The organism is Flavobacterium sp., from assembly GCF_017985075.1.
Lineage (GTDB): Bacteria > Bacteroidota > Bacteroidia > Flavobacteriales > Flavobacteriaceae > Flavobacterium.
On the sequence record NZ_JAGNYF010000090.1, the window covers coordinates 1 to 5,230 of the forward strand.

Sequence of the window (5,230 nt, forward strand, 5' to 3'; positions counted from 1 at the left end):
GAACTATAATAAGAGTTTTTATCAAGAAAAATCAATTGTATAGTAAGTTTAGGATTAATAATTATATTTGTAAAGCTAAAGTAGGATTTATTTAATAACCTGTATAGTTATTTTAGGACGGGTCAAATTAACTAATAGCTAATTTATTTAAAAGAGATAGTGTATAGATACTCCATTGATACTCCGTAGATACTCCATAGATAGTGTATGGATAGTGTATGTAAAAGGTATAAAAAAACTAATGGATAATTTAAGACAATTATTGCAACAAAGTAAAATCAGCCAATACCATAGCAGCTAATGCTTCAACTATAGGCACCGCTCTCGGTACCACACAAGCATCATGTCGGCCTTTACCTTGTTGGTCTTTAAGTTGTCCGTCTTGGGTTAAGACTTCTTGTTGTTGTAATAGTGTGGCAACTGGTTTAAAAGCTACACGGAAATAAATATCCATGCCATTACTTATGCCGCCTTGTATACCACCTGATAAATTGGTTTTGGTACTGCCGTCTTCGTTAAATAAATCGTTGTGCGCACTGCCTTTCATTTCAGCAGCACAAAATCCTGCCCCATATTCAAACCCTTTTACCGCGTTTATAGATAGCATGGCTTTACCCAATTGGGCTTGTAATTTATCAAAAACTGGTTCACCCAAACCAATGGGTACATTTTGTATTACACATGTAATAGTACCACCAACGGTATCGCCTTGCTTTTTTATTTCGGTAATGTAGTCTTCCATTTTAACAGCTGTGACTTCATCCGGACATCGAACTGCATTGCTTTCAATTTTAGTAAAATCTAATTCTTGGTAAGGTTTGTCTATATATATGGTTCCTACTGAAGAAACAAAGGCTGTAATTTTTATTTCTGGGATAATTTGTTTGGCAATAGCGCCAGCTACTACCCAATTAACTGTTTCTCGTGCTGAACTTCTACCACCGCCTCTATAATCTCTATTTCCGTATTTTTTATCGTAAGTAAAATCGGCATGACTGGGACGGAATGTATCTTTTAATTGATCGTAATCTTGGGACTTCTGATTTTCGTTTTCAATCAAAAATCCAATAGGCGTTCCTGTGGTTTTCCCTTCAAAAATACCTGACAAAAATTGTACTGTATCACTTTCCTTTCTTTGAGAAACCAGTTTAGATTGCCCCGGCTTTCTTCGATCTAATTCTGATTGAACAAAAGCTAAATCTATAGCAATATTAGAAGGACATCCATCTATAATTCCACCATAAGCCAAGCCATGCGACTCGCCAAAAGTTGTTAATGTAAAACGTGTGCCTATCGAATTTGCCATTTTAAAATAAATTATGCAATCATTAATTTATACAAAAATATTGAATGTTTTTTTTATATTAGCAAAAAATACATAAAATGAAAAAAATATTATTTGCTATCTTAAGTTTAAGTTTGGTTTCTTGTGCAGTAGAAGGTTTAGAAAGTACTATTGGCGATAATACAAACAACTCAACTACTTTTACAGATGCTTTACCATTAAACAATGGAAACTACTGGACGTATGATGTAGAGGGACAAACCAATACAAGAGATTCTTTATATATTTTTGGTGATGAAACAGTAGGCACACACACTTATAAAAAATTTAAAAACAGAAATAATATCGCAACTGGATTTTATTGTTCTTCATTAAACAACAACAACGTACGAAAAGAAGCTGGAAAATTACTTTTAACAGGAAATTTAAGCGTTTTACAAGGCATAACACTACCAACTGGAGTTGATTTAAGTGTTACAGATTTTGTTATATTTAAGGAAAGTGCCACAAATGGAGAAATTTTAAGTGAAAAAACAGGCACGTTTCAACAAACAATAAGTAACTTTCCGGTTACGATTGAATACCAATTAAGAGCTATTGGCGGAGAAAATTACGCATCGTTCACTTCTCCAAATAACGATGTATATCCAGATGTAAAATCGACTAAAATAGTGGTGAGTTTAAAAATTACTACCACACAAACTATTGCAGGTTTTCCTATTACTTTAACCATATTACCACAACAAGATGTAGTAGTTTCTACACAATACCTTTCTAAAAATATTGGGATTGTATACACAAAAACAAATACGAATTTTACTTTAGATGCAACAATAGCAGCTCAAATTGGTTTACCAGTAAGCAATTCTCAAGAGCAAGAAGAATTTTTAGATACGTACAATGTTAATTAACTAAAATCGTTTTGTTTTTAGGTACCAATACAAAAAGATAAGGTGACGTAAATGCATCTGTTACTAGGTGATTTTTTTCTGGAGTAATTTCTTTTAAGATAATTTGTGCGGTTGTGTCTGTAAAAAGTACATCAGCTACTTCAATATCATAACCACCTGTGGGTTTTTCACCTAAAAAACAGGCAACTAAATCGTGTTTTTCTAAATCGATAGCTAGTAACTTACCGAAAGATTCTTCTCCAATATTTAAAGAAGTAATTAAAGCATTAAATTCTTCGTAGTTTTTAATTACTTGATTAGATTTTTCTTTCTTCCCACCTATTTGACTTTTAAAAACCACTTCATAATGGTTTCTTTCTTTTTCAACAACTTGCTGAACGGGTTTACAAGACAAAAACAACAAACAAACTCCAATAAGCAATACCCTATTTTTAAATATTTTCATAATTAAGAATCTAAATTAATAGCTTTGTTATACAATTCTTCATACAAAGGAAGAATATTTTTGATATCGAATTTTTTAGCTACTTCAAAAGCTGCTTTCTTAAACTGAAGTAACGTTTCTTCTGAATTTAATATAGAAATTGCGTTTCTACTCATGCTTTCCACATCACCAACATCACTTAAATAACCCGAAACACCTTCTTCATTTACTTCTGGTATACCACCCGAATTACTTGATATTACCGGAACACTAAATGCCATAGCTTCTAATGCTGCCAAACCAAAACTTTCTGTTTCAGAAGGCAATAAAAACAAATCGGAATACTTTAAAATTTGATTAATATCGTTACTATTTCCAAAGAAAATGACTTTATCCGAAATGCCTAAATCTTCACATAATTTCTCGGCAACAATCTTCTCAGGTCCTTCTCCAACCATCATTAATTTAGAAGGAATTTCTTTCTGAATGCTGTAGAAAACTTTCACCACATCTGGAATGTTTTTTACTTTTCTAAAGTTAGATATGTGTGTAATTATTTTTTCATTAGACGACGCCAAAACCGAACGCTGACAAATGGATTTATTTTCTAAAAGGGTTTCTTCAATTTCAATAAAATTAGGTATCACATGAATTTCTTTATTAACATCAAACAAACGATACGTAGCTTCACGTAAACTATTGGAAACACTGGTAACATAGTCAGATTTGTTGATGCTAAATGTCACAGCACTTTTATAAAACGGATGATTCCCAACTAACGTAATGTCGGTACCATGAAGCGTTGTAATCATGGGAAGTGAAATGCCTTCTTCGGCTAACATTTGTTTGGCCATATACCCTGCATAGGCATGAGGAATGGCGTAATGTACGTGTAATACATCTATTTTATAAAGTTTTACCATATCTACCAATTTACTTGACAAAGCCAATTCGTAGGGCTGGTAATGAAATAACGGATAGTTAGGTACATTTACTTCATGGAAAAATATATTCGGATTTAACAACGACAATCGGACAGGTTGTTTATAGGTAATGAAATGAATTTCATGTCCTTTTTTTGCTAGTTCTAAGCCTAACTCTGTGGCCACTACGCCACTCCCACCAAAGGTAGGATAACAAACCATTGCTATTTTCATTTATTTTTTTGTTGAAACACCAAATCTATTTTAAATGTGACTTGACATTTATTTTATTATTATTTTTTCTTTACAAATGCCGATTCATAAGTTTCAATCCAATCTTGAACAGAAATTTTTGTAACCAATTCACCCAACAATTCAAACGGTATTTCATCAAATTTATTAAATCGGATGCAACTTTTACCCATGTCTAATTTGCGAGTACTGTGTTTTGGGTATTCCGCCACAAACCAATCGTAAAGATCTTTATTAGCATACATTCCCATATGATAGAAATTTATGCTGTTTTTTTGAGAAGCAAATGTGATAAAAGGCAATGGATCAGCTGGTTTACAATGATATCCTTTTGGATAAATTGTATGTGGAACATAATAGCCAATCATACCATAATTCATACCTTCCTCGAAACCTTCTGGAATTTTTTTAAGCAGTGTAGTTCGAAGCAATTCCATTGGTTGTTTTCTATCTTCTGGAAGATTATTCATATAGTCTTCCACAGTTTTTGCAGCTGAAGTCATAATTAATCTGTTATCGATTCGTAAATTACTTTCTGTATATTTTCTCTAATATTCAATTTTGAGAGTTTATTAATATTTCCATCGGGATAACTCCTATTTGATAAAAAGATATAAATTAAATCTTTTTCAGGATCTGCCCAAACCATAGTACCTGTGAAACCCGTATGTCCAAAACTTAATTTAGAAGTACATCCGCAAGTAGGGCCTTCACCGCTAATTTGAGGTTTGTCAAAACCAGCACCTCGCCTATTTCCAGAGTTACAAAAATAACAAGTATTAAATGCGTCAAATGTATCTTTTGAAAAATAAGTATGCCCTCCGTACGTTCCTTTTTGTAAATACATTTGCATAATTTTAGCCACATCTAACGAATTAGAAAACAATCCAGCATGTCCACCAATACCGCCTTGCATCGCCGCAGCCATATCATGCACATACCCTTGAATGGTATCGTATCGATAATAGGAATCAATTTCTGAAGGCATAATGGTTGCCAATTCAAATTTATCTAATGGATTGTATGAAGTATAATTTGCACCCAACATTTTATAAAAATTATCATCAGAGAGTTTATCCAAACTTTTATGATGAAATTTTTCTAAATATTCTTTAAATAAAATAAAAGCATAATCGCTGTATTTGTATTGTTTAGTAAGCAATAAAGGCGCTTCTTTAATGATATTCATAATCGTATCCGTATAATCTTTTCGTAAATATAAATTAGTCGATACTTTTAACGGAAAGTTTTCAGAAGGTGTAGCTTGATAATATTTTTGACTTGGTTTTTTTAATGAGTCTAACGTTTTTAAATAAAAAGGCGTCCAAGCTGGTAATTTAGCTTGATGCGTTAACATATCTAAAACCGTAATGTCCGCTTTGTTAGAATTTTTAAAATTAGGAAGTAATTGCGATAACGTACTGTTGAATGAAAA

General features: G+C 32.4%; 6 protein-coding genes. 1 reads left to right on the forward strand and 5 read right to left on the reverse strand.

The annotated features are described in order from the left end of the window. Positions 1 to 259: 259 nt before the first annotated feature. Positions 260 to 1,306 carry a chorismate synthase gene (gene aroC / locus KA468_RS10500; protein WP_291242885.1) on the reverse strand — a complete coding sequence of 349 codons (1,047 nt, stop codon included), beginning with the start codon at positions 1,304 to 1,306 and terminating at the stop codon, positions 260 to 262. Positions 1,307 to 1,383: 77 nt separating this feature from the next. Here aroC and KA468_RS10505 point away from each other — a divergent pair, with 77 nt between their 5' ends. Beyond that, positions 1,384 to 2,196, forward strand: a complete 813-nt coding sequence (locus KA468_RS10505; RefSeq protein ID WP_291242886.1) for a hypothetical protein — start codon at positions 1,384 to 1,386, stop codon at positions 2,194 to 2,196. Here the strand turns inward: KA468_RS10505 and KA468_RS10510 are convergent. From KA468_RS10510 to KA468_RS10525, 4 genes are all read right to left on the reverse strand, one after another. After that, positions 2,189 to 2,641: a protease complex subunit PrcB family protein gene (locus tag KA468_RS10510; RefSeq protein WP_291242887.1), complete on the reverse strand. Its 453-nt coding sequence runs from the start codon at positions 2,639 to 2,641 to the stop codon at positions 2,189 to 2,191. The two genes, KA468_RS10505 and KA468_RS10510, sit on opposite strands and share 8 nt — an antisense overlap. Before the next feature lie 2 nt (positions 2,642 to 2,643). After that, positions 2,644 to 3,777 (reverse strand): N-acetyl-alpha-D-glucosaminyl L-malate synthase BshA, encoded by a 1,134-nt coding sequence (gene bshA, locus KA468_RS10515; RefSeq protein ID WP_291242888.1) that lies wholly within the window; start codon positions 3,775 to 3,777, stop codon positions 2,644 to 2,646. A gap of 59 nt (positions 3,778 to 3,836) precedes the next feature. Continuing rightward, positions 3,837 to 4,298 (reverse strand): DUF1801 domain-containing protein, encoded by a 462-nt coding sequence (locus KA468_RS10520; protein ID WP_291242889.1) that lies wholly within the window; start codon positions 4,296 to 4,298, stop codon positions 3,837 to 3,839. Positions 4,299 to 4,300: 2 nt separating this feature from the next. Beyond that, positions 4,301 to 5,230 (reverse strand): serine hydrolase (locus KA468_RS10525; RefSeq protein ID WP_291242890.1); only part of this gene is annotated, 930 nt, incomplete at its 5' end.

What these genes read in the sequence shown, in the direction of transcription:
- aroC (WP_291242885.1), bottom strand. Translation starts at nt 1,306, where the DNA reads ATGGCAAATTCGATAGGCACACGTTTTACATTAACAACTTTTGGCGAG.
- KA468_RS10520 (WP_291242889.1), bottom strand. Translation starts at nt 4,298, where the DNA reads ATGACTTCAGCTGCAAAAACTGTGGAAGACTATATGAATAATCTTCCA.
- KA468_RS10510 (WP_291242887.1), bottom strand. Translation starts at nt 2,641, where the DNA reads ATGAAAATATTTAAAAATAGGGTATTGCTTATTGGAGTTTGTTTGTTG.
- bshA (WP_291242888.1), bottom strand. Translation starts at nt 3,777, where the DNA reads ATGAAAATAGCAATGGTTTGTTATCCTACCTTTGGTGGGAGTGGCGTA.
- KA468_RS10505 (WP_291242886.1), top strand. Translation starts at nt 1,384, where the DNA reads ATGAAAAAAATATTATTTGCTATCTTAAGTTTAAGTTTGGTTTCTTGT.